The sequence below is a fragment of the Fictibacillus arsenicus genome (assembly GCF_001999465.1).
Classification (GTDB): Bacteria; Bacillota; Bacilli; order Bacillales; family Fictibacillaceae; genus Fictibacillus; species Fictibacillus arsenicus.
In genome coordinates, this window is sequence record NZ_MQMF01000002.1 from 943,323 (window position 1) to 961,931 (window position 18,609).

The following is an 18,609-nucleotide window of genomic DNA, read 5'->3' on the forward strand; positions in this document are numbered from 1 at the left end:
AAAGTTTAGTCATGAAAAGAGATAGATACAGTACCCAGCTTTCCGAAAGCTGCGGTTATTTCATCACCTGCATCTGCATCGATCGCAGCAGACAAGGCACCTGGGAGAATGAGCTCTCCTGCTTTTAACGAGATATTGTAGTCTGCTAGTTTGTTAGCGAGCCATGCGATCGCATGAGCCGGATGTCCAAGAGCAGCAGCGCCTGCACCTGTCGCGGTCAATTCGCCATTTTTTAAGAGTGTCATGCTTAATGTACGAAGATCAATTTGCTCAATCTCATAAAATGGTTCACCGATAACGGCTCTTGCTGATGAACCATTATCAGCAACCGTATCCACAAGCTGAATCTTCCAATCTTCTATTCTGCTGTCTATTATTTCTAAGGCAGGAACTACCGCTTCAGTTGCCATCAGAACATCAACATACGTAACATTCGGACCGCACAAATCTTCTTTTAAGATAAATCCGATCTCTGCTTCCACTTTTGGTTTGATAAAATCATGTCTGGAAAGCACACTGCCACTCGTAACTTTCATATGATCAAGAAGGTGACCATAATCCGGTTCATTGACACCTAGCATGTTCTGCATAGCCTTGCTCGTCAGTCCGACCTTTTTCCCGATTACGACCCGTCCTTCATCCAGTTTCTTTTGAACCCATTCGAGCTGGATGCCATAAGAGTCCTTTACAGACAGCTCGGGATAACGTTCAGATAAAGGCGTAACAGGAACGAGTTTCTCTTCTGCCTCTATCAGTTCTGCTGTTAATTTAGAAATAATCTGCTGTTGCATATTAGTAAATCCTCCCTTCTCTATTCAAAGAGCAAAACGCGACTGGAATCCAATCACGTTTAACAAGACTATATAAAATCTTAATTAACAGATGATACGAATCGTTCTTCAAATGGTTTTGAAAAATTTCTATGCAAGTTGATTGGAGCGCAAGGTGCGTGCCTACCACTTGAGTAGCTTCTCGCTAGGCATGCGACGAGGAAGCTTACATCGGGAGCATTTACTTGTTGACGCAGGAGCAAGGATACTTCCATGAAGCGGGACAGGTGAGACCATTCAATGTCGCAAAGCGACTAGTGGGCTCACCGCACGCCCCGCGGAAAGCGAGCAACCTGGAGCGGAAATCAACCACTTGCACTCTCTGCAGCAACGAATCTTACCCTATAATTTCATCGTTATCGTCTTCGCCTCTGAATAAAACTCGAAGCTGTGTCTTCCGCCTTCTCGACCGATTCCGCTTGCTTTTGATCCGCCAAATGGTGTGCGGAGGTCTCGTATGTACCAGCAGTTGACCCAGAGCAATCCAGAATCTACTGCGGCTGAAACCCGCTGTGCTCTGCGGATATCGTTAGTCCAAACAACTCCTGCTAGTCCGTACTGTGAATCATTTGCGATTTGGATCGCATCTTCCTCTGTTTTAAATGGAATGACGACAAGAACCGGTCCGAAGATTTCCTCCTGTGCCACACGCCATTTATTATTCACGTCGTAAAGAACAGTAGGTTCATAGAAGTTTCCTGCTTCGAGTCCTTTAACTCGCTTACCTCCGCATGCGAGTTTTGCACCTTCTTTTAATCCAATATCCACATAGGTTTCAACCGTTTCAAGGTGACTCTTCGATACGAGCGCTCCCATATCGGTATCTTCCTGGGTTGGATCTCCTACCTTAATTTTCTTAACTGCTGCAACAAACTTGTTCAAAAACTCGTCATAGATGCTTTCTTGCAGAAGCAATCTGGATCCTGCCAAGCATATTTCCCCTTGATTCCGATAGATCGCATCAATGGATCCTTTAACCGCTTCATCTAAGTCAGCATCTTCAAAAACGATATTTGCAGACTTGCCGCCTAACTCCAGTGATACAGGTATCAAATTTTCAGCAGCGTTTTTCATGATCGTTTTTCCTGTGTTCGACTCTCCAACAAATGAGATGCGGCGGACGTTTGGATCAGTTGTCATCGCTGCTCCCATTGTGCTTCCCGGACCAGTAATGATGTTCAGAACACCTGGCGGGAGCCCAGCTTCATTCGCAATATCTCCAAACATAACGGCAGAAAGAGGCGTGTATGAAGCTGGTTTTACTACAACCGTATTTCCAGCAGCAAGTGCCGCTGAAGCTTTCCATGTCATCTGCATGAAAGGAAGATTCCACGGGATGATCAGACTCGTAACCCCTGCTGGACTATACTTGGCATAGGACATGATGTTGTGTTTGTCATAATGCTCACTTACCATGTATTTTGACATTTCGGCAAAAAATCGAAAATTAGATGCGGCACGCGGAATATCAAATCCCCGGCTTTCTTTAATCGGTTTACCGACATCAAGCGTCTCAACCATCGCAAGCTCGTCCACATTCTTCATGATGAGATCAGCCATCTTGCATAGAATATCTGACCGCTCTTCGACAGGCATCCTGCTCCAGACTCCGCTGTCATAAGCTGTTTTAGCAGATTGAATAGCACGCTTCGCATCTTGCTCACTGCCATTTGCTACAAGGGCGAGTTTTTCATTCGTTGCAGGGTTAATCGATTCAAAAGTTTCACCAGAAAGTGCATCGACGTATTCTCCATCAATGAACAGTCTCGCATTTTTTACTTTTACTGTCTGTGCAAGGGTTTCTGATTTCACTTTCTAGTCCCCCTTCTCTTCATCGATCTCAACAATCATCTCAATTTCTATTGCAGTTCCGCCCGGAAGCTGTGCCATTCCTACTGCGGATCTGGCGTGTCTTCCTTTTTCACCGAAAATATTTACTAAAAGATCAGAAGCACCATTAATTACTTTCGGCTGGTCTGTAAAATCCTCTGTACAGTTCACAAATCCAAGAAGCTTCACTATGCGTTTTACTTTATTTAAACTTCCAAGCTCATGCTGGACAACAGCCAGCAGGTTCAACATGGACTGCCTAGAGGCGGCATATCCATCTTCGGGCGTCAGGTTTTCCCCAAGCTTTCCGTGATATTGATCAACACCCTGTCCTGCTGTAAAAAGGAGATTTCCGACTCGTACACAGCTCACATAATTACCGACAGACGGGCGCACTTCTGGGAGAACAAGCCCTAAACTTTCAAGCTTTTCCTCCGGTGTTTGAATGACTTGCAACGGCTGCACCCCGCTTTCGTTTTTCGAGATTTAAGAAGGCTGCTGCATTACCGCCTAGCATCGCCTTGCGTTGTTCATTTGTAAGATCCACTGTTTCATCCAGTACTTTTCCTGGATTCACTTCACGCAATAGAAAAGGATAATCAGAACCCATAAAAATCTTGTCAGAACCAAAACGCTCCATCATATAACGGATGTTCATTGGATCGTAATTCAGCGAATCAAAATAAAATTGCTTCGCATAATGACTCGGAGGATGTGTAGTCAAACGAAGGTGCGGCCACACATGCCAGCCCTGATCGAGGCGAGGAATCAAATACGGAAAAGACCCTCCGCCATGAGCAAAACAGATCTTCAGCTTTGGGAACTTCTCCATCATGCCGCTCCAGATTAAAGACGCTGCAGCTAGCGCTGTTTCACTCGGCATACCGATCGTGTACATAAAATTATGGTTCGGCATGCGCTCTTTCCCTAGTGTTTCCCATGGATGAATGAACAGAGGTACTTCCCACTCTTCTGCTTTTTTAAAAAACTCAATAAATGAAGGATGATCCAGGTTCTGTCCGTTCACGTTCGTACCGATCTCAATACCATGAAGACCGAGTTCGTTCATGCAGCGGTCCATCTCACCGATAGCAGTCTCAGCGTCCTGCATCGGAACAGTCCCAAGTCCTGCAAAGCGATCAGGGTATTCATTCACTGTTTCTGCGATAAAATCGTTCTGGATTCGTGCCATCGCTTCCGCTTGTTCCGGCGGTGCCCAGTAAGAGAACGTTACAGGGATCGGGGATAGAACCTGAATGTCTACCCCTTCACGATCCATGTCATCGATCCTTTTTTTCGGATCCCATACTTGATCGGTTACGTCTCTAAAGTTTTTGCCTCCGACCATAATGGCAGCTCCGCATGCACACGTTCTGTTCAGAACCGGCCATCTCTCCCCACCATACTTTTCAGCAAAGTCAGGAAACGACTCTGGAATGATATGTGTGTGAAAGTCAATTCTTAGCACTTCCATTCCTCCACATTCTCAGGCATCTGATAGCCGCAGTCCTTGCACAAACGGACACGTTCGTTGGAGTTGAAGCTATGGATGGCTTCTTTAACTTGTTTTTCAATATCACTTAACTGAACCGTCACACGGTGCATCTCAGAGTCACAGCGGTCACAGAACCAGACAAAATCTTCTAGTTCACCTTGTGCACGCTTACGCTCAATAACCAGTCCATATGAATCAGACACACGGTGAGGTGAATGCGGAACCATTGCCGGCAGCATGAATACATCACCTTCTTTTACCTCTACGACTTCACGCTTTCCTTCCTTGTTGATGATTTCTACATAGCAGCTGCCTTTGATCTGATAGAAAAACTCATCTGACGGATCAACATGGAAATCACGTCTTTTGTTCGGTCCGCCTAAAATCATCGCGATGAACTCGGAATCCTGCCAAATGACTTTGTTGTTTACCGGCGGCTTAAGAAGATCCTTGTTTTCTTCGATCCATTTTAATAGGTTAAAAGATTTTAAAGTTGTTGTACTCATCCTTATTGCCTCCTTTTATTTAGCCAGCTTAGGCTGGTCAGCTACAAAATCATGTGTTACAGAAAGGGCTTCATCAACCATTGAGAATTTCGCTTTTCTTTTGTATCCGTTATAGAAAATCGCTCTCTTGCGGATCGGGTCCCCTGTGTAATAGCGCTCATATTGAACGAGACGCTGTCCGAACGCTTCTCCGCAGAGATCCCAAGCAAGCTTAAACAATTTCACACGTTCCAGTGAATCTACACCTTCTCGGCCTAAGTAATATTTATCAATTTCACTCCGGATTTCCGGTGCGTTAAAATCATTTCCTGTCGGTGACATGAGCAAGCCGCCGGCACCGATGATCTGGATGACTTCAATTGCTCTTGGATACATTTTAGGAAGCATACCGCGAATTGTCTCAAGAGCTGCGGCATTCGGCATCACTTCACCAGAAGCTGTTGTTTCATACTCATACTCTGCTACTCGCAATAATGAGCGTATTACTTCTACATTTTGCACGAGTTCGCCAAGGTCATTTTGAACGTTAAGGTATCCATCGACACCGATAGAGTCTGCTAGTTTACAGGCTACTTCTGTTGCAAACGCCAGCTTCACATAGCCTCTTACACCTGATTGGTGAGCAGGCTGCTGAGCGATTCCTGTCTTCGGATATAGAAGATTAGCAGCTTCCACATTGTTATAGAGGAATACACGATCCCAAGGAACAAGTACGTCATTAAAGACGAGGAGTGCGTCCATCTCTTCAAAGCGTGATGCGAGTGGATGGTCAAACTGGGACCGCTTGCCGTCCTGCATCGGTTCACGGCAAATAAGTTTCAGTCCAGGAGTGTCCACCGGCACCGCAAACGCTAGAGCATAGCGTTCGTCTCCTGGTGCGAATCCAGGGAACGAATAGATGATGACTTCATCTGTAATCGGCGCGAGTGTTGCCAGCATTTTTGCTCCACGAACAACTAGCCCATCCGGAGTTTCTTCAACTGCTCCAAGATGTGTGAACACATCTTTTTGACCATGAGAGTTCTTGCTGCGGTCATTCTGCGGATTGATGATCGCATGTGTTAAAAACAGATCGTTATCTCTTATGTAGTTATAGTAATTTTTGATATTTACAGACCATTCTGGATTGTACTGATCTAAGAACCATCCATTATGGGCCATGCCTGTTACAACAACGTTTAAGAAGTCAGGTGTACGGCCCATGAGTCCAAAAGTAGACTTTGCATAGATTTCAAACAGCTGGCTTCTCGCCATCATTTCTTCATAGCTCGTCGGGTGCAGAAACGCGTTATTTACCCTTTCGCCCGTTTCTTTGCAAATATGTGTAATGGAATCTTGATATTGCGGATCATGCTGCATGTCGTATAGTTTAGCAATCTCTTGAATCGGCTGTTTAAAAACAGGCTCGTTCACAACATCTGTAACTCTCCTGCCCTCTAACCAAATTTCTGGTGAACGAGATTTCAAAGCTTGTATATATTGAGCACCAGTTCTAATTCCCATACAATCTGCCTCCTCTATGAATAGATGTTTGAATTTGTAACCAATATATAAGAAAGCGCTTTCAACTCTCAATGCGGAAATTTCATATTATGAAATTATCAGAAAATTAATTTATTTCGGTGTTTGAAGAAAGCTTTTGGAAGTAGTTGATTTCCGATCCAGGATGCTCGCTTTCCGGGGGGGCGTGCGGTGAGCCTCCTCTGCGCTTTACGCCGTTAGGAGTCTCACCTGTCCCGCTGATCCCCCAGGAGTCTCGCACCTTGCACTCCAATCAACTTGTCAAGGAGGCAATGCCAACAATCATTTAGAAAAAGAGCCTCGTTCAGAATGGCTCTTTTTCGTTTTAAAGACCGATCATTCTTGGAATCCAAAGAACCGCATCTTCTAAATATGTGATTAAAAATAAAATAGCAATCGCTACGACTAAAAATGGTGCTGAAGATTTAACTAATTTTTCAAAACGGACTTCAGCAATTGATGAAACGATAAATAACCCTGTTCCAACTGGCGGAGTTAATAGACCGATTGTTAAGTTGATGCAGATAATGACACCAAAGTGAATCGGATCAATATCAAAGGATGTAACTAAAGGCATAAAGACCGGTACTAATATGATCAGCGCCGCAATCCCATCCAGCAGCATCCCGACAATCAACAGCATAATGTTAACGAGCAATAAAAACACAAACGGATTTTCCGAGATCGATAACATGCTGTCGGCGAAAAGCTGAGGTAGTTGTTCAAAGGCAATGAGCCAGCCAAAAATATTGGCCATTGCAATTAAGAATGTAACCGTTGCTGTACTGATAACCGTGTTAATCATGATTTGAGGAATGGACTTCCATCTCAATTCCTTGTAAAAAAACATCCCTACTAAAAATGCAATCACACAAGCTACCGCCGCTGATTCCGTCGCTGTAAAAGCCCCGCTCAGAATGCCAAAGATAATCACAAAAGGAACAATTAACGCCGGCATTACTTTTAATGTACTGTCCCACATTTCTTTTCCTGTTGCTCTTTTGCTTTTCGGAAAATTGTATTTATAGCCCATATATGCAATGACACTGATAAATGCCGCGCCATAAATCAATCCTGGTACAATGCCTGCCATAAATAAGCCGCCTATTGATGTCCCTGACAAGGTGCCATAAATAATAAAAATCATACTTGGCGGTATTATAGGTGCGATGATCGATGATGCAAGTGTGAGTGAAGAAGAAAATTCCCTGTTATACCCTTCTCTTTCCATTTCCGGCACCATAATCTTACTCATCATCGCTGCCTGTGCGTTTGCTGATCCTAATATTGAAGCTAAGAACATGTTGGCAACTACTGTCACATAAGCCAGTCCGCCGCGCACATGACCAACGAATACTTTTGCAAATCTCACAAGACGTGTTGTGATTCCTCCGCCGTTCATAAGCTCACCTGCAAGCATGAACAATGGAATAGCCAGCAGACCAAAATTATCAAGACCCGAGTAAAGTCTCATAGGTGTTGAATCTAATAAAGCAGTGTTCCCATTCAAGAAAAAGTAAACGACTGTAATCATTCCTAATACAAGAGAGATCGGGATACCCATTAATAAAAACAGAATAAAAATTCCGATGATAAGAGCAGCTGTCATAACTCTGCCCCCTTTGTTTTAATGATATGAACTAATTGAGCGAATACATGTATGCACGCAAAGGTTAAACCGATCGGAACCGCACTGTAAGGAATCCACATCGGAAGCAGAATCGCTGTAGACTTTTGATACGCTACCCCATCTGACAATATCCATGTATATGTGTATGACAATATTAATACGAGAAAGATGATGATAAACACCTGACTGAAAACGGCAATCCACATTTTTACTTTGCGGGGACAATAATCAAGCAGCAGTGTAACAGCAGCCTGAGACTTAGTTTTAAGTCCCAGACTCCCGCCTATAAAGCTGATCCAAATCAATAGAAACACAGCAACTTCACCTGACCATGATAGAGGTGCATTTAAAAAATAACGAAATGCCACTGAAAGGGCTACGATAATTGCTAAAGCTAACATGAGGATAGCAGCAAGGAATTTTTCAAATCTAGAAATTCCATTGCTGAGACTTATAATCATATCGCTCCCTCCTTTAATTGGAGGTTTTATAGTTTGGTTCATATTTTTGCCGTAGTTTATGTCCATTTTAAACACACCAATCTCTTAATTACTTTCTTACAGAATCTATGAATTCCTGAATCAGCGGATCAGTAGGACCATATTTTTTATCAAATTCTTCAATATATGGTTTGAAAAGTTCAGGATCAATATCATAGATTTCCATTCCGTTGTCAGCTAATTCTTTTCTGAACTCTTCTTCTTGACCAGAACGAGTTTCAACAGCATAATCCGCTGCAGCTTTTAATGATTCGCGTACGATCTTCTGGTCTTCTTCAGACATTCCTTCAAACGTACTTTTATTAACCATAGCAACCGCTGGCCATACCATGTGATTCGTTACCGCTCCGTATTTAGCTACTTCATAATATTTGTTTGTGATCGCTGCATCCAAGTCCATATCCATGCCATCGATTACACCTGTCTGAACCGCAGAATAAACTTCAGGAAGCGGAAGACCTTCAGTTGAAGCTCCAGTAGATTTATAGAAATCCTGCATTGGCGGACTTGGTGTTACACGAAGTTTCAAGCCTTTCATATCTTCAGGCTTCTTCACATGCTTGTCCTTAAATAACATTACACGCTGTCCCGCAAACAAATAATCCAAGCCTGTGATTCCCTGTTCATCAAGTGTTGCAAGAATTTTTTTTGCCGGTTCAGATTCTCTTGCCGCGTGTGCTGCTTCTAAATCTTTAAAGGCGTATGGAGCAAACCATGCCGCAAATGAAGGGGAACGCGAACTTGTATAAGCTGCTGTAATAAATCCAAAATCAACGGATCCTGATTCGATTTGCTGCATCATGTCTGCTTCACTACCAAGCTGTGATGATGGATAGATCTCAAGCTCAATTCTTCCATCAGAACGCTTAGAAAGCTCTTCTTTAAATTTTTCAGCAGCTTTATGCCACATGTGTGAAGGCGGTGTAATATGAGCGAGTTTGAATTTATAAGTTTTACCATCAGCTGATGCATCTCCAGAACTCGCTAAATCTTTTGCTCCGCTGCTACATGATGTTAGAAGGATTAATGCTAAAAAAAGAGCTAGTACTACATTTAACCTTTTCTTCATATTTAATCCTCCAATACGATTTTAAAATGTAAGCGCTATCATAAAACGCTAATAAAACCTAGTTCTTTTGAAATGGACTCCGCTGTCTTCACGACATGATGAATCATTGATAGTGTGTCCTGTCCAAGCATATAAGACACAGGTCCTACCATATTAAGTGCTGCAATTGTCTGTCCTGTGTACGATTTTATAGGTGCTGCAATGCCATACAGCCCCATTTCATTTTCGTTGTTGCTTATGGCATATCCGTTTGCTCTTATTTGGGCAAGTTCATCTTTTAGTTTTTCAACGCATGTAATAGTGTTAGGAGCACGTCGAAGCAGTCCTCTTGATATTGTGGGTTTAATCATTGAGGTATTGTAAGCAAGTAAGACTTTTCCAGTACTCGTACAATAAGCAGGCTTCGTATCACCAATAAATGTAGGGACTTGTACTGAATTTGATGAGGCGACACGCAAAACAAATCGCACTTCTCCACTATCCAGCATTCCGATATGTACAGTTGTATTAAACCTTCTGACAAGACCTTCACACAGCGGAAGAGCTTCAGTGTTGATGTCTTGCTGATACATAACATGGTTGCTCCATTCTAGAAGCTTCCATCCCAATCTATATTTTTTCTGACTGTCTTGAATGAGTATGCCTTCTGAACAAAGTGTCCTGACTAGGTGGTGAACAGTGCTTGCGTTCATATTTAACTTTTCGGCAATTTGCAAGTTTCCTAGTGCTGGTTCATCCTTAGTAAAGCAATTTAATATCCTTGAAATTTTTTGAACAGATGAGATCACAAATTCTCCCCCTCAAACGGATACGTTTTAGAATGTCAGCTTAAAGACAACCACCCCTTTCAATATGCGTTCATCGTATTGAAAAAGATAGCTTGATACAATCGAATAATTTCACAATATGAAATTCCTTAAAATATTTTTAGAATAATTAGAAAATTTAACAGACTTTTGAAGGATAGCTTTGGCTAGTAAAGAAGAAGTATAGGTATTGAAGTTCATTTATAGATTTCGTTATAAACTATCAAATTACCTACCTTATTTTTTCCCTTTTCAATAAAAAAATTGTAAACTGTATATAGCATTTATCTCATATATCAATTACTATATGTAGTAGAATTACTTTTACATAGCAAATAAATTCTCTTCATATTTCATCATTTCATGTTGAAAGAGGTGCGGGCGTTGGACATAACGGAGAGTCTGATTACATATATGGATGAAAATCTGCCGAATTATTTAAACGATTGGCACAAGAAAGTCGTGATCTCCAACCATGATATACATAAGGATAAGGTCATCGAAAATGCTTTGCACATGGTGGAGCTCGTTAAACTTTCCTTACGCGGCCAGCTTTCTCCTGAAAAGATTAAGCAGCTTGCACATGAAGTTGCCGTCCAGAGGTTAGAAGCAAAAATTAACATTGGCGAATTCGTCTATAACGTAAATTTAGGCCGAAGTGAAATTGTTAGGTTCGTCACCGGTTCAGGTATTTCTATTCAACAGCTTCAGCCTGTGATTGAAACGATCAATTCTCTTTTTGATGAGTTCTTATACCACGCAGTTAAAAAGTACACCCAATTAAAAGACGCTGAAATCCAAGAAAAAACGCACTTTATCGACCAAAGTCATAAAGAGCGCTTGACCATTCTTGGACAGATGTCATCGAGCTTTGTTCACGAGTTCCGAAATCCGCTCACTGCGGTCATGGGTTTTGTAAAACTCATGCAGCAAGAAAATCCGAGAATGAAATATATTGATATAATCAGCCATGAGCTAACTCAGCTCAATTTCCGAATCTCTCAGTTTCTTCACGCTTCTAGAAAAGGGGTTCAGGAAAGAGATGCAGAAGAATTTGTTCTCGAGGATTTATTTTCGGACATACTGGACTTTATGTATCCAAGCCTGGTAGATGCTGATGTGAATGTTGTACCTCGCATTGATCCGACCATTACACTCTGGGCACACAAGGATGAGTTGAAACAGGTTTTGCTCAACCTGATTATGAACTCCATAGATGCTTTGCGCCAAAAGAAACAAGAACGCCGGATTTTTATTCATAGCAAAGCAGAGTCTGATTCGAACGTACATATAACGATTTCAAACAATGGTCCTGTCATTCCTCCTGAAACCATTAAAACGATTTTTGAACCGTTTTTTACAACAAAGGAGCTAGGTACCGGAATAGGTCTTTTTGTATGCAAAAAGATCATAGAAAAGCATAAAGGAACAATCAGTTGTACTTCTTCTGACGAAGTTACAACATTTTCGATCTTACTTCCGATTCATGCTGTAGTTCATAAAGAAATACCTCAATTATAAATCAAAAGGAACTCGGATTTGCCGAGCTCCTTTTTCTTATTTCTACGGTTTTAGTACAACCTTAATACATTCATCTTCATGGTCATTGAAGGTTTTATAGGCGTTCCCTGCCTGCTCTAATGGTATTCGATGTGTAATAATCTCTGTTGGATCAAATTCCTGATTAATAATCTTATCAAAAAGCAATGGCATGTAATGTATGACAGGTGCCTGCCCCATCTTTAACGTTACGTTTCTCTCGAAGATATTACCTAGCGGAAACATGTTGTACATCGATCCATACACACCTGTAAGCTGTATCGTTCCAAATTTCCTCACTGCATTAAGGCCAATCTCAATGGCACTGAGTGTGCCGCCTTGCAGCTTCAATTTCTGTTCAACCTTCTCAACAACCGATTTTTTTCCGTCCATCCCTACACAATCGACTACGACATCGACACCGCCGCTTGTTATTTCTTTTATGTGTGCCCCCATGTTATCGAAATCATCAAAATTGTAAACTTCCGCACGATTTTTTGTGACCGCATGATTTAAACGGTAATGGATATTATCAATGGCAATAACTCGTTTTGCTCCTTTCATCCAAGCAAATTTCTGAGCCATTAATCCAACAGGTCCACATCCGAGGACAGCTACTGTATCTCCTTCTTTCATACCCGAATTTTCAATACTCCAATAAGCTGTCGGAAGGACGTCCGACATGAACAACAAAGCTTCATCCTCAAGTTCACACGATTCAGGAATGACAAAAGGCATGAAATTTCCATAAGGTACACGCAGTAGCTCAGCTTGTCCTCCTGGATGGTTACCATACCTTTCAGTAAATCCAAAATATCCTCCTGTATCAATCGCTGGGTTTGGATTAGAATTATCACATTGACTTTCCATATCATGATTACAATAAAAACATTGACCGCACGAAATATTAAATGGAAGGACAACTCTATCCCCCTTCTTTACACGTGTTACTTCTGGACCAACATCTTCTACTATTCCCATAGGTTCATGTCCAATTACATAATCTTTCCTAGTAGGCAGCGCACCTTGATAAATATGAAGATCAGATCCACAAATAGCTGTTGAAGTAATTCGTACAATTATGTCGTCCTTTTTCTGAATTACTGGATCTTCAACGTTTTTCACCTGGATGTCTTTTGTACCTTGAAAAGTAACTGCTCTCATAATAACCTCCTAGATGTAGAATACTTACTCTTTTCCCTCAACTCAGAAAATTATGTTCTATAAAACATTTTTAACAAGAAATAAAAAAAGTCCCCGCCAGTGGCAGAGACTTTATTCTAATAAACAGATTCCCGATAAAGCGGCATGGAACAGCAACGGAATGAACCGCCAGATTTAATGATTTCCGAAATATCTACCTCTAATATTTCATATCCTCGTTCACGCAAAGCACTGTTTACATTTTTATTACATGGAAGACTTAACACTTTTTTATTCCCAATTGATAAAACGTTCGTCCCCATTGTAAATTGTTCGTCTTTATTCACTTCAATTAGTTCGAAGTGCGATGCGAGAAGGTTTAAGTCTTTTTCTTCAAATGCATGCGGATAAACCAGTGCTTCTTTTTCAGATAAAATGTTAAACACACAATCTAAGTGTAAAAAGATTGGATCAAACGGAACAGCGATCACTTCCATATCTGGAAGTTGAGACTGCAACTCTTGTATGGTTTCTTCTGAAGTCCTTCCGCTAACACCGATATAAACTTTATTGCCATGAACGATTACACCTCCGCCTTCGATTCGGTCTCCTTCTATTAGAGAGAGATTTACTTGATGCTCCAGCAGCCAGTTTCGTAGAATCTTCTCTTCACCGTCACGAATGTTGCTTCCCATTCTAGAAACAAACACAGTCTCACCAATTGTAAAACCGATATCCCGGGTAAAAACCTGTTCTGGAAACTTTTCCATCGGAGGAAGTTTATAAACATCTACACCATGGTTGGTCATCATTTTAACAAAATCCTGATGCTGTTTCATCGCGCGTTTCATGTTGATATTGTCTTTCGCAAAATGACGCTGTGTTTCATTGATGATCTCATCAATCTTCATATATCTAGGTTCACAAACAATTACTTTTTTTAATGTTCCAAACTCACTGTCACAATTCACGAGCTTATATTCTCCTTTAATTACGGTAGCCATTCATAATCCTCCATTTAAGGTATATATAAGGCTCTTCCCTAAATCATCTGTACCGTAAACGTTTTTTACAACTTCAATTATTCTATTTTCATTTTTGCCAAAATGGCTAAAAGTTATCTCTTTTCATAAAAAACCACCCGAGCAGACGAATCCACCCGGATGGCTATCACTATTTTGTATGCATTTCTCGTTTTTTATACCTTATTTTCAGGTCGCACAAAATCCATTTTTTCTTTGTATTCGTTTAAAAACGGCAGATGGGGAAAATGCTCCTCTACTAGAAGAAAAACCTCTTGGGTTAAAAGTTCAAGGTCTTGCACACTATTATGAACATCTCCTAGAAAAATAGCAGCAAATCTTTCATCCATATTTTGGGGTTTAATTGTAAAAATCTCACTGTACTTATGTATCCATTTAAAAGATGGATGATGGATATACAACTTGTTTAATCCAAACAGCACACCCATTAGCTTTTTCTGAACCGCTCCCATTAAATCATACAGCATCAGCCAGTCTTTTCGGTCTAATAATGCTTTGCGGTTGTTCCATCTATACCAGAGCGCCAAGTTCTCTTCAATCATCTTTTCGGCAAGTTCATCTGGATAATTTTGAACTTTGTTTTTTAATGTATTGATCACTGAATCTCCATATAAACTTTGTCCGTAATAAATAGAAGAAACCATGCATTGCTTTCCGTAATCTATATCAAGCTCATTCACCACATCGTTAATCCAAGTTTCAGCAGTATTTTTTAAAAAGCTGCTGATTTCCAGCTTCACATTCTCAGGTGTTAGGTAGCTCTCAGCCCATTCTTCTTCCTCAAATGGGTGGAAATCAATCACTGATCCATGAATCGTTTGAATGGGCTGCATTCGGTCTTCATCTGTAGGCGGTTCAGACCAGAAGATATTCAGCTCGATGTCTGAATGTTTATCTTCCCATCCTCTTGAAACGGAACCAGCGAGCAAATCAGCTTCTACTTTAGGATTTTGCTGATAGATAGAAGCCATTTTTATTGCTATATCTTTTAATTTCATTATGTATTCTCTCCTTAGAAAGGCAAAAAGACCTTCAAGTTGCTCTTCAACTCTTTTTTAGATTATCACAACTAACACCTTAGGAAAATATTACAATATTTGAAAGGGATTTATGTTTATTAAATAGAAAGGATTCTAATAAAATTTAAGGAGACAAAAAATGATTCCTAAAAAAAGCCTATATAAATATGTAGTACTTATGATTCTTTGTGTTCCTGTCATCATTGCTGCAAAACTTGGGTTTCATATATGGATTAATCACAGGGCAGTAGAACAATTTGATTTTGACAAAGCATATTTTACGGCGACAATTATTAGTCTTGTAATTTTTATCAGCAGCATTAGAACACATAAGAATTCAAAGAATCCTTCCATTTAAAATGCTAATAAAGGAGAGACAAATGTTAGCCGGTAAAAGAATTATGTTGCGAGAGTTTGAAGAAGAAGATTGGAAAGCTGTTCATAAATATGCTTCACAGGAAATTGTTTCTCAATATCAGCCATGGGGACCAAATACAGAAAAAGATTCTATTGCATATGTTAATGAAGCGATTAATGAATCAAAGAATAATCCCCGAGTGCGATTTGCGTTCGCTATTGTGGAAAACCGATCTGGAGAAATGATTGGTGCGGGAGAATTATGTATTCGGAGCTCCGCTAATAGAGAAGGTGAAATAGGATATGTTATTCATCCGGGCTACTGGGGTTTTGGATATGCAACAGAAACTGCTAATATTTTGATTAATTTTGGATTTTCAACGTTAAAATTACACCGTATTTTTGCGACGTGCGATCCAAGAAATAAAGCCTCCGAAAAAGTATTAAAGAAAATTAGTATGACTTTAGAAGGAAGGCTTCGTGAATCTATCCGTCTAAAAGACGGATGGAGGGATTCATTGTTATTCAGTATGTTAGAACAAGAATGGTCACTAAAAAAAGGACTCGACTAGGAGTCCTTTTGCTTATTTATGATGAAACGGACATTTACCGGTAATCGGTTCTACGTCATCACCGATAAAGTACTGCTTCCATTCACGATGCTCAGGGTCACCGTAATGACTGATGTTCGGGTGAGTCGGCAGGTTATCCCACTTTTCCACACGTTCACGTACTTTTTCACGTGACATGCTTCCGCCTGGGGATGTTCCTTCTAAGCCTTCGAAAATGCGTCTTGGCTGGAATCCTAAAACTAAGCTGTTTCCGAGATCCCTCGTTTTACGCTGTTTATATGCTGGTGCGTTGCCAAACACAAAGTAGGGTTCATTATCCACTGAAAAAGCAAACAAGTGATGATCGGGATCTTTTGGAATATGCTCTGGCCATGGCTGATCGTCTGTTTCGTGAAGGTATTTAAGAATGTTCCAGAAATATTCACGATAATGCGGAATGTCTTTCTCTTCTTTTTCTGGTTCGACGAACACAAACAAACCATGGCGAATCAATTTAGGTGCGTCAAATAATTTATTGAATTCTTTAATAGCTTCAGGCAGGTTTGACCAGTCATCATGAGTCACATATGCATAGCGAAGTTCGCCTTTTTTCTCAGCGGCCATACCAAAGTAACAAGGAAACGTTTTGTCAGTTACTGTTTCATGAAAGGTCTTATACTCTTCAATGACCCAAGCTGGAACTCGATCTGGATTTATCATATCTTCTTTTGTAAGCAAAGTTAATTGTTTCGTTTCCACTTAACCACTCCTCTAATCTGATAGTGAGGAATTTCCCTTAAGCTTAATGAATAAAACGTGATTTGCCTTGCTTATTTTTTCCAAGCTAAAATTTCTTTTAAATTGCCTAAATGCTGTGCCAGCCAGATCATCTCATGTGCAAACCTTTTTGGCGGCTCACCTTCATGCTTGATAACAGAGATCCACCACGTACTCTCCATGTACCAAACAAGACACAAAGATTGAATTACCCTCTCAAGCGATAATTCATTTGTATGGCAATATCCTTCAATAAATGCATGTACCGCTTCACGATTTAAAGCATCATTATGTAAGCATGCTGAGATAATAATTCGGCCAATGTCTAACTCAAGAAAGTCATAATTCATCCGGTCAAAATCTAAGATCGCTTTTACGGCGTCTGATGTAAATAATAGATTATCCACCCATAAATCCCGATGACACCATCCTGGAGTCAGGTTATCAAAATCATCCTTGCCCATCTTACTGGTTGCTTCCTTTTGTAAAAGTATGAAGGACTTTAATTCTGTTAGACCTTTCCCATCGCACTCCAATAAAACAGAATCCCAATAATCAATACGATCTTGGAAGGATGGCCAATTAAACATGGTTTCTTTTTTAGGAGGAAGAGTTTTGTCATTTAATAGACCATGAAGCCTTCCTATAGCTGATCCTAACGATTTCATCTGTTCTGGATTAGCATTTCCAGCACTTATTAAATTTCCTTCCATAAAACGCATGAAGGTGTACAGTTCCTCATTCGAGGTCTGATGTAAAAGTACCCCGCCATGTTCCAGCAGTTCTGGACAGGGAACTCCATGATTAAAGCAGCGGTTTTGAGTCTGAAGTGCTGTATGAATGGTATCAAGGTCATATTTTTTGATCCGTTCTCTGTTGTATTGCTTTAAAAGAAATGTCCCTTTATTCGTTTCTATTTTCCATTTTTGATTCAGCCAGCCGCGTTTGATTGGCATATTTTTATAAATACGCAAATCGAAACGGTCTTCTGCATCTAATCTTAAATCTTCCCATAAGAATCGTTCAGCAGCTTGTTTTTCTAAACTAACCACACTCATCCGTTTACTTCAGCTCCTGCCACTTCACCCACAATGATTCTTCTCTTTTTTTATAAAAACCCGCGTCTCGATCCATATAACCATTCACTATAAACTCTCTGCGAATGGTACAAAAATCCTCATGGTATTGTTTGATGAATTGATTGATCTGCAGTTCACTATAAGATTCTTCATCTAATTTACGAATTAAGTACTCTAGCACCACTAACTTTTTCTTCTTTTGTGAAGGTATGTTTTTCAGTTTCCCTTCTTTATTAAAGAAAGCATTTAATACACTTGCTTGATAGTTCTCCAGTTCTGTTGTCATCTGTTTTCACTCCAATAAGATTGATTCTTTCTTTCTATTTCTTTCAAAATCTAGATAGCGTGTACCTTGAAATGTTAAGTTTCCTTTGTCGCCTTCAACCAGCTGACCATAGTCTTGTGGCTTCACTTGGAATTCCACTCGGTCTCCGCTTTCGACTTCAAATGTAACAAAATAGGTTGTACGCGCCGACGTATCGTTTGCGCCTCCGCTTACCCGGCTTCTTTTTGTTTTCACATCAGCAGGAACCGTCAGCTGAGGCTGTTTGTTATTGTGGCTCCATTGGCTTATTCCTTTAAATATCACAAAAAGAAACGTCCCTATAACCAGTACAAAGATTACCCCCATGAAAATCGGTCCAAATTCAAATATCCAATCCCCTGCTCCTAAACCAGGTTCTTGAAACTCCTGAAAGTCTTCAAATTCATCCATTTATTTAGCCCCCTATTACACCCATCTTACATATTATTACATACGGGAATAAAAAGACAGAAGTTTCAGTTTTATTATTCGAGTGAAACACTGGTGAGAAAGATTCCTGACCATTTTTCTTCGCTAATTGGATTTTCCATGCTGTTTTCTGGAGAATACAAAGGAAAACAGCTATTTTTTTATCGGGAGTAACTGCGAA

At 40.5% G+C, this 18,609-nt stretch carries 20 protein-coding genes; 3 read left to right on the forward strand and 17 right to left on the reverse strand.

The window, feature by feature from the left end:
* Positions 1–5 precede the first annotated feature (5 nt).
* From UN64_RS12060 to UN64_RS12105, 10 genes are all read right to left on the reverse strand, one after another.
* Positions 6–791 (reverse strand): 2-keto-4-pentenoate hydratase, encoded by a 786-nt coding sequence (locus UN64_RS12060; protein WP_077362994.1) that lies wholly within the window; start codon positions 789–791, stop codon positions 6–8.
* A gap of 381 nt (positions 792–1,172) precedes the next feature.
* The gene (locus UN64_RS12065) at positions 1,173–2,642 is read right to left on the reverse strand and encodes an aldehyde dehydrogenase (RefSeq protein WP_077362996.1); all 1,470 of its coding nucleotides are present in this window, start codon (positions 2,640–2,642) and stop codon (positions 1,173–1,175) included.
* A 3-nt stretch (positions 2,643–2,645) separates the two neighbouring features.
* Entirely contained in the window at positions 2,646–3,116 is a 471-nt protein-coding gene (locus tag UN64_RS12070; RefSeq protein WP_077362998.1) for a RidA family protein, read from the reverse strand.
* Positions 3,082–4,134 carry an amidohydrolase family protein gene (locus UN64_RS12075; protein ID WP_077363000.1) on the reverse strand — a complete coding sequence of 351 codons (1,053 nt, stop codon included), beginning with the start codon at positions 4,132–4,134 and terminating at the stop codon, positions 3,082–3,084. Before UN64_RS12075 ends, UN64_RS12070 begins: the two co-directional genes overlap by 35 nt.
* Entirely contained in the window at positions 4,122–4,661 is a 540-nt protein-coding gene (gene nbaC, locus UN64_RS12080) for a 3-hydroxyanthranilate 3,4-dioxygenase (protein WP_077363002.1), read from the reverse strand. Before nbaC ends, UN64_RS12075 begins: the two co-directional genes overlap by 13 nt.
* 15 nt (positions 4,662–4,676) lie before the next feature.
* Positions 4,677–6,164 (reverse strand): 4-hydroxyphenylacetate 3-hydroxylase family protein, encoded by a 1,488-nt coding sequence (locus tag UN64_RS12085; RefSeq protein WP_077363004.1) that lies wholly within the window; start codon positions 6,162–6,164, stop codon positions 4,677–4,679.
* 343 nt (positions 6,165–6,507) lie between these two features.
* Positions 6,508–7,791: a TRAP transporter large permease gene (locus UN64_RS12090; protein ID WP_077363006.1), complete on the reverse strand. Its 1,284-nt coding sequence runs from the start codon at positions 7,789–7,791 to the stop codon at positions 6,508–6,510.
* The gene (locus tag UN64_RS12095; RefSeq protein ID WP_245802011.1) at positions 7,788–8,273 is read right to left on the reverse strand and encodes a TRAP transporter small permease; all 486 of its coding nucleotides are present in this window, start codon (positions 8,271–8,273) and stop codon (positions 7,788–7,790) included. Before UN64_RS12095 ends, UN64_RS12090 begins: the two co-directional genes overlap by 4 nt.
* Before the next feature lie 88 nt (positions 8,274–8,361).
* Positions 8,362–9,381, reverse strand: a complete 1,020-nt coding sequence (locus UN64_RS12100; protein WP_077363008.1) for a TRAP transporter substrate-binding protein — start codon at positions 9,379–9,381, stop codon at positions 8,362–8,364.
* A 38-nt stretch (positions 9,382–9,419) separates the two neighbouring features.
* Positions 9,420–10,169: an IclR family transcriptional regulator gene (locus UN64_RS12105; RefSeq protein WP_077363010.1), complete on the reverse strand. Its 750-nt coding sequence runs from the start codon at positions 10,167–10,169 to the stop codon at positions 9,420–9,422.
* Between the two features lie 402 nt (positions 10,170–10,571).
* On the opposite strand from UN64_RS12105, the gene UN64_RS12110 reads away from it, so the two are divergent.
* Positions 10,572–11,708, forward strand: coding sequence for a histidine kinase N-terminal domain-containing protein (locus tag UN64_RS12110; RefSeq protein ID WP_245802012.1), 1,137 nt, complete (start codon positions 10,572–10,574; stop codon positions 11,706–11,708).
* A gap of 42 nt (positions 11,709–11,750) precedes the next feature.
* On the opposite strand, the gene UN64_RS12115 is transcribed toward UN64_RS12110, so the two are convergent.
* The 3 genes from UN64_RS12115 to UN64_RS12125 all read right to left on the reverse strand — a co-directional run bounded on the left by UN64_RS12115 (position 11,751) and on the right by UN64_RS12125 (position 14,910).
* A complete protein-coding gene (locus tag UN64_RS12115) occupies positions 11,751–12,890 on the reverse strand; it encodes a zinc-dependent alcohol dehydrogenase (protein ID WP_077363014.1) in 1,140 nt (379 codons plus the stop codon).
* A 116-nt stretch (positions 12,891–13,006) separates the two neighbouring features.
* Positions 13,007–13,873, reverse strand: a complete 867-nt coding sequence (locus tag UN64_RS12120) for a dimethylarginine dimethylaminohydrolase family protein (RefSeq protein ID WP_077363016.1) — start codon at positions 13,871–13,873, stop codon at positions 13,007–13,009.
* 194 nt (positions 13,874–14,067) lie between these two features.
* On the reverse strand, positions 14,068–14,910 hold the full coding sequence (locus UN64_RS12125) for a DUF4037 domain-containing protein (protein ID WP_077363018.1): 843 nt from the start codon (positions 14,908–14,910) through the stop codon (positions 14,068–14,070).
* A 160-nt stretch (positions 14,911–15,070) separates the two neighbouring features.
* On the opposite strand from UN64_RS12125, the gene UN64_RS12130 reads away from it, so the two are divergent.
* Positions 15,071–15,289, forward strand: a complete 219-nt coding sequence (locus UN64_RS12130; RefSeq protein WP_077363020.1) for a hypothetical protein — start codon at positions 15,071–15,073, stop codon at positions 15,287–15,289.
* A 22-nt stretch (positions 15,290–15,311) separates the two neighbouring features.
* Positions 15,312–15,860 carry a GNAT family N-acetyltransferase gene (locus tag UN64_RS12135; protein WP_139343088.1) on the forward strand — a complete coding sequence of 183 codons (549 nt, stop codon included), beginning with the start codon at positions 15,312–15,314 and terminating at the stop codon, positions 15,858–15,860.
* 12 nt (positions 15,861–15,872) lie between these two features.
* Here UN64_RS12135 and UN64_RS12140 read toward each other — a convergent pair whose 3' ends face one another.
* The 4 genes from UN64_RS12140 to UN64_RS20565 form a co-directional block, all read right to left on the reverse strand.
* The gene (locus UN64_RS12140; protein WP_139343115.1) at positions 15,873–16,559 is read right to left on the reverse strand and encodes a YqcI/YcgG family protein; all 687 of its coding nucleotides are present in this window, start codon (positions 16,557–16,559) and stop codon (positions 15,873–15,875) included.
* A gap of 110 nt (positions 16,560–16,669) precedes the next feature.
* On the reverse strand, positions 16,670–17,674 hold the full coding sequence (locus UN64_RS12145; RefSeq protein WP_077363026.1) for a phosphotransferase: 1,005 nt from the start codon (positions 17,672–17,674) through the stop codon (positions 16,670–16,672).
* A 4-nt stretch (positions 17,675–17,678) separates the two neighbouring features.
* Positions 17,679–17,981, reverse strand: a complete 303-nt coding sequence (locus UN64_RS20560) for a DUF2087 domain-containing protein (RefSeq protein WP_139343089.1) — start codon at positions 17,979–17,981, stop codon at positions 17,679–17,681.
* A 6-nt stretch (positions 17,982–17,987) separates the two neighbouring features.
* Complete coding sequence (locus UN64_RS20565; RefSeq protein WP_139343090.1) at positions 17,988–18,410, reverse strand: DUF2500 domain-containing protein; 423 nt, start codon at positions 18,408–18,410, stop codon at positions 17,988–17,990.
* Between the last annotated feature and the right edge of the window lie 199 nt (positions 18,411–18,609).

Bases quoted from the DNA above. Each gene is read 5' to 3' on its own strand.
- UN64_RS12060 (WP_077362994.1), bottom strand. From the start codon at position 791: ATGCAACAGCAGATTATTTCTAAATTAACAGCAGAACTGATAGAGGCA.
- UN64_RS12075 (WP_077363000.1), bottom strand. From the start codon at position 4,134: ATGGAAGTGCTAAGAATTGACTTTCACACACATATCATTCCAGAGTCG.
- nbaC (WP_077363002.1), bottom strand. From the start codon at position 4,661: ATGAGTACAACAACTTTAAAATCTTTTAACCTATTAAAATGGATCGAA.
- UN64_RS12085 (WP_077363004.1), bottom strand. From the start codon at position 6,164: ATGGGAATTAGAACTGGTGCTCAATATATACAAGCTTTGAAATCTCGT.
- UN64_RS12090 (WP_077363006.1), bottom strand. From the start codon at position 7,791: ATGACAGCTGCTCTTATCATCGGAATTTTTATTCTGTTTTTATTAATG.
- UN64_RS12095 (WP_245802011.1), bottom strand. From the start codon at position 8,273: ATGATTATAAGTCTCAGCAATGGAATTTCTAGATTTGAAAAATTCCTT.
- UN64_RS12100 (WP_077363008.1), bottom strand. From the start codon at position 9,381: ATGAAGAAAAGGTTAAATGTAGTACTAGCTCTTTTTTTAGCATTAATC.
- UN64_RS12115 (WP_077363014.1), bottom strand. From the start codon at position 12,890: ATGAGAGCAGTTACTTTTCAAGGTACAAAAGACATCCAGGTGAAAAAC.
- UN64_RS12120 (WP_077363016.1), bottom strand. From the start codon at position 13,873: ATGGCTACCGTAATTAAAGGAGAATATAAGCTCGTGAATTGTGACAGT.
- UN64_RS12125 (WP_077363018.1), bottom strand. From the start codon at position 14,910: ATGAAATTAAAAGATATAGCAATAAAAATGGCTTCTATCTATCAGCAA.
- UN64_RS12130 (WP_077363020.1), top strand. From the start codon at position 15,071: ATGATTCCTAAAAAAAGCCTATATAAATATGTAGTACTTATGATTCTT.
- UN64_RS12135 (WP_139343088.1), top strand. From the start codon at position 15,312: ATGTTAGCCGGTAAAAGAATTATGTTGCGAGAGTTTGAAGAAGAAGAT.
- UN64_RS12140 (WP_139343115.1), bottom strand. From the start codon at position 16,559: ATGATAAATCCAGATCGAGTTCCAGCTTGGGTCATTGAAGAGTATAAG.
- UN64_RS12145 (WP_077363026.1), bottom strand. From the start codon at position 17,674: ATGAGTGTGGTTAGTTTAGAAAAACAAGCTGCTGAACGATTCTTATGG.
- UN64_RS20560 (WP_139343089.1), bottom strand. From the start codon at position 17,981: ATGACAACAGAACTGGAGAACTATCAAGCAAGTGTATTAAATGCTTTC.
- UN64_RS20565 (WP_139343090.1), bottom strand. From the start codon at position 18,410: ATGGATGAATTTGAAGACTTTCAGGAGTTTCAAGAACCTGGTTTAGGA.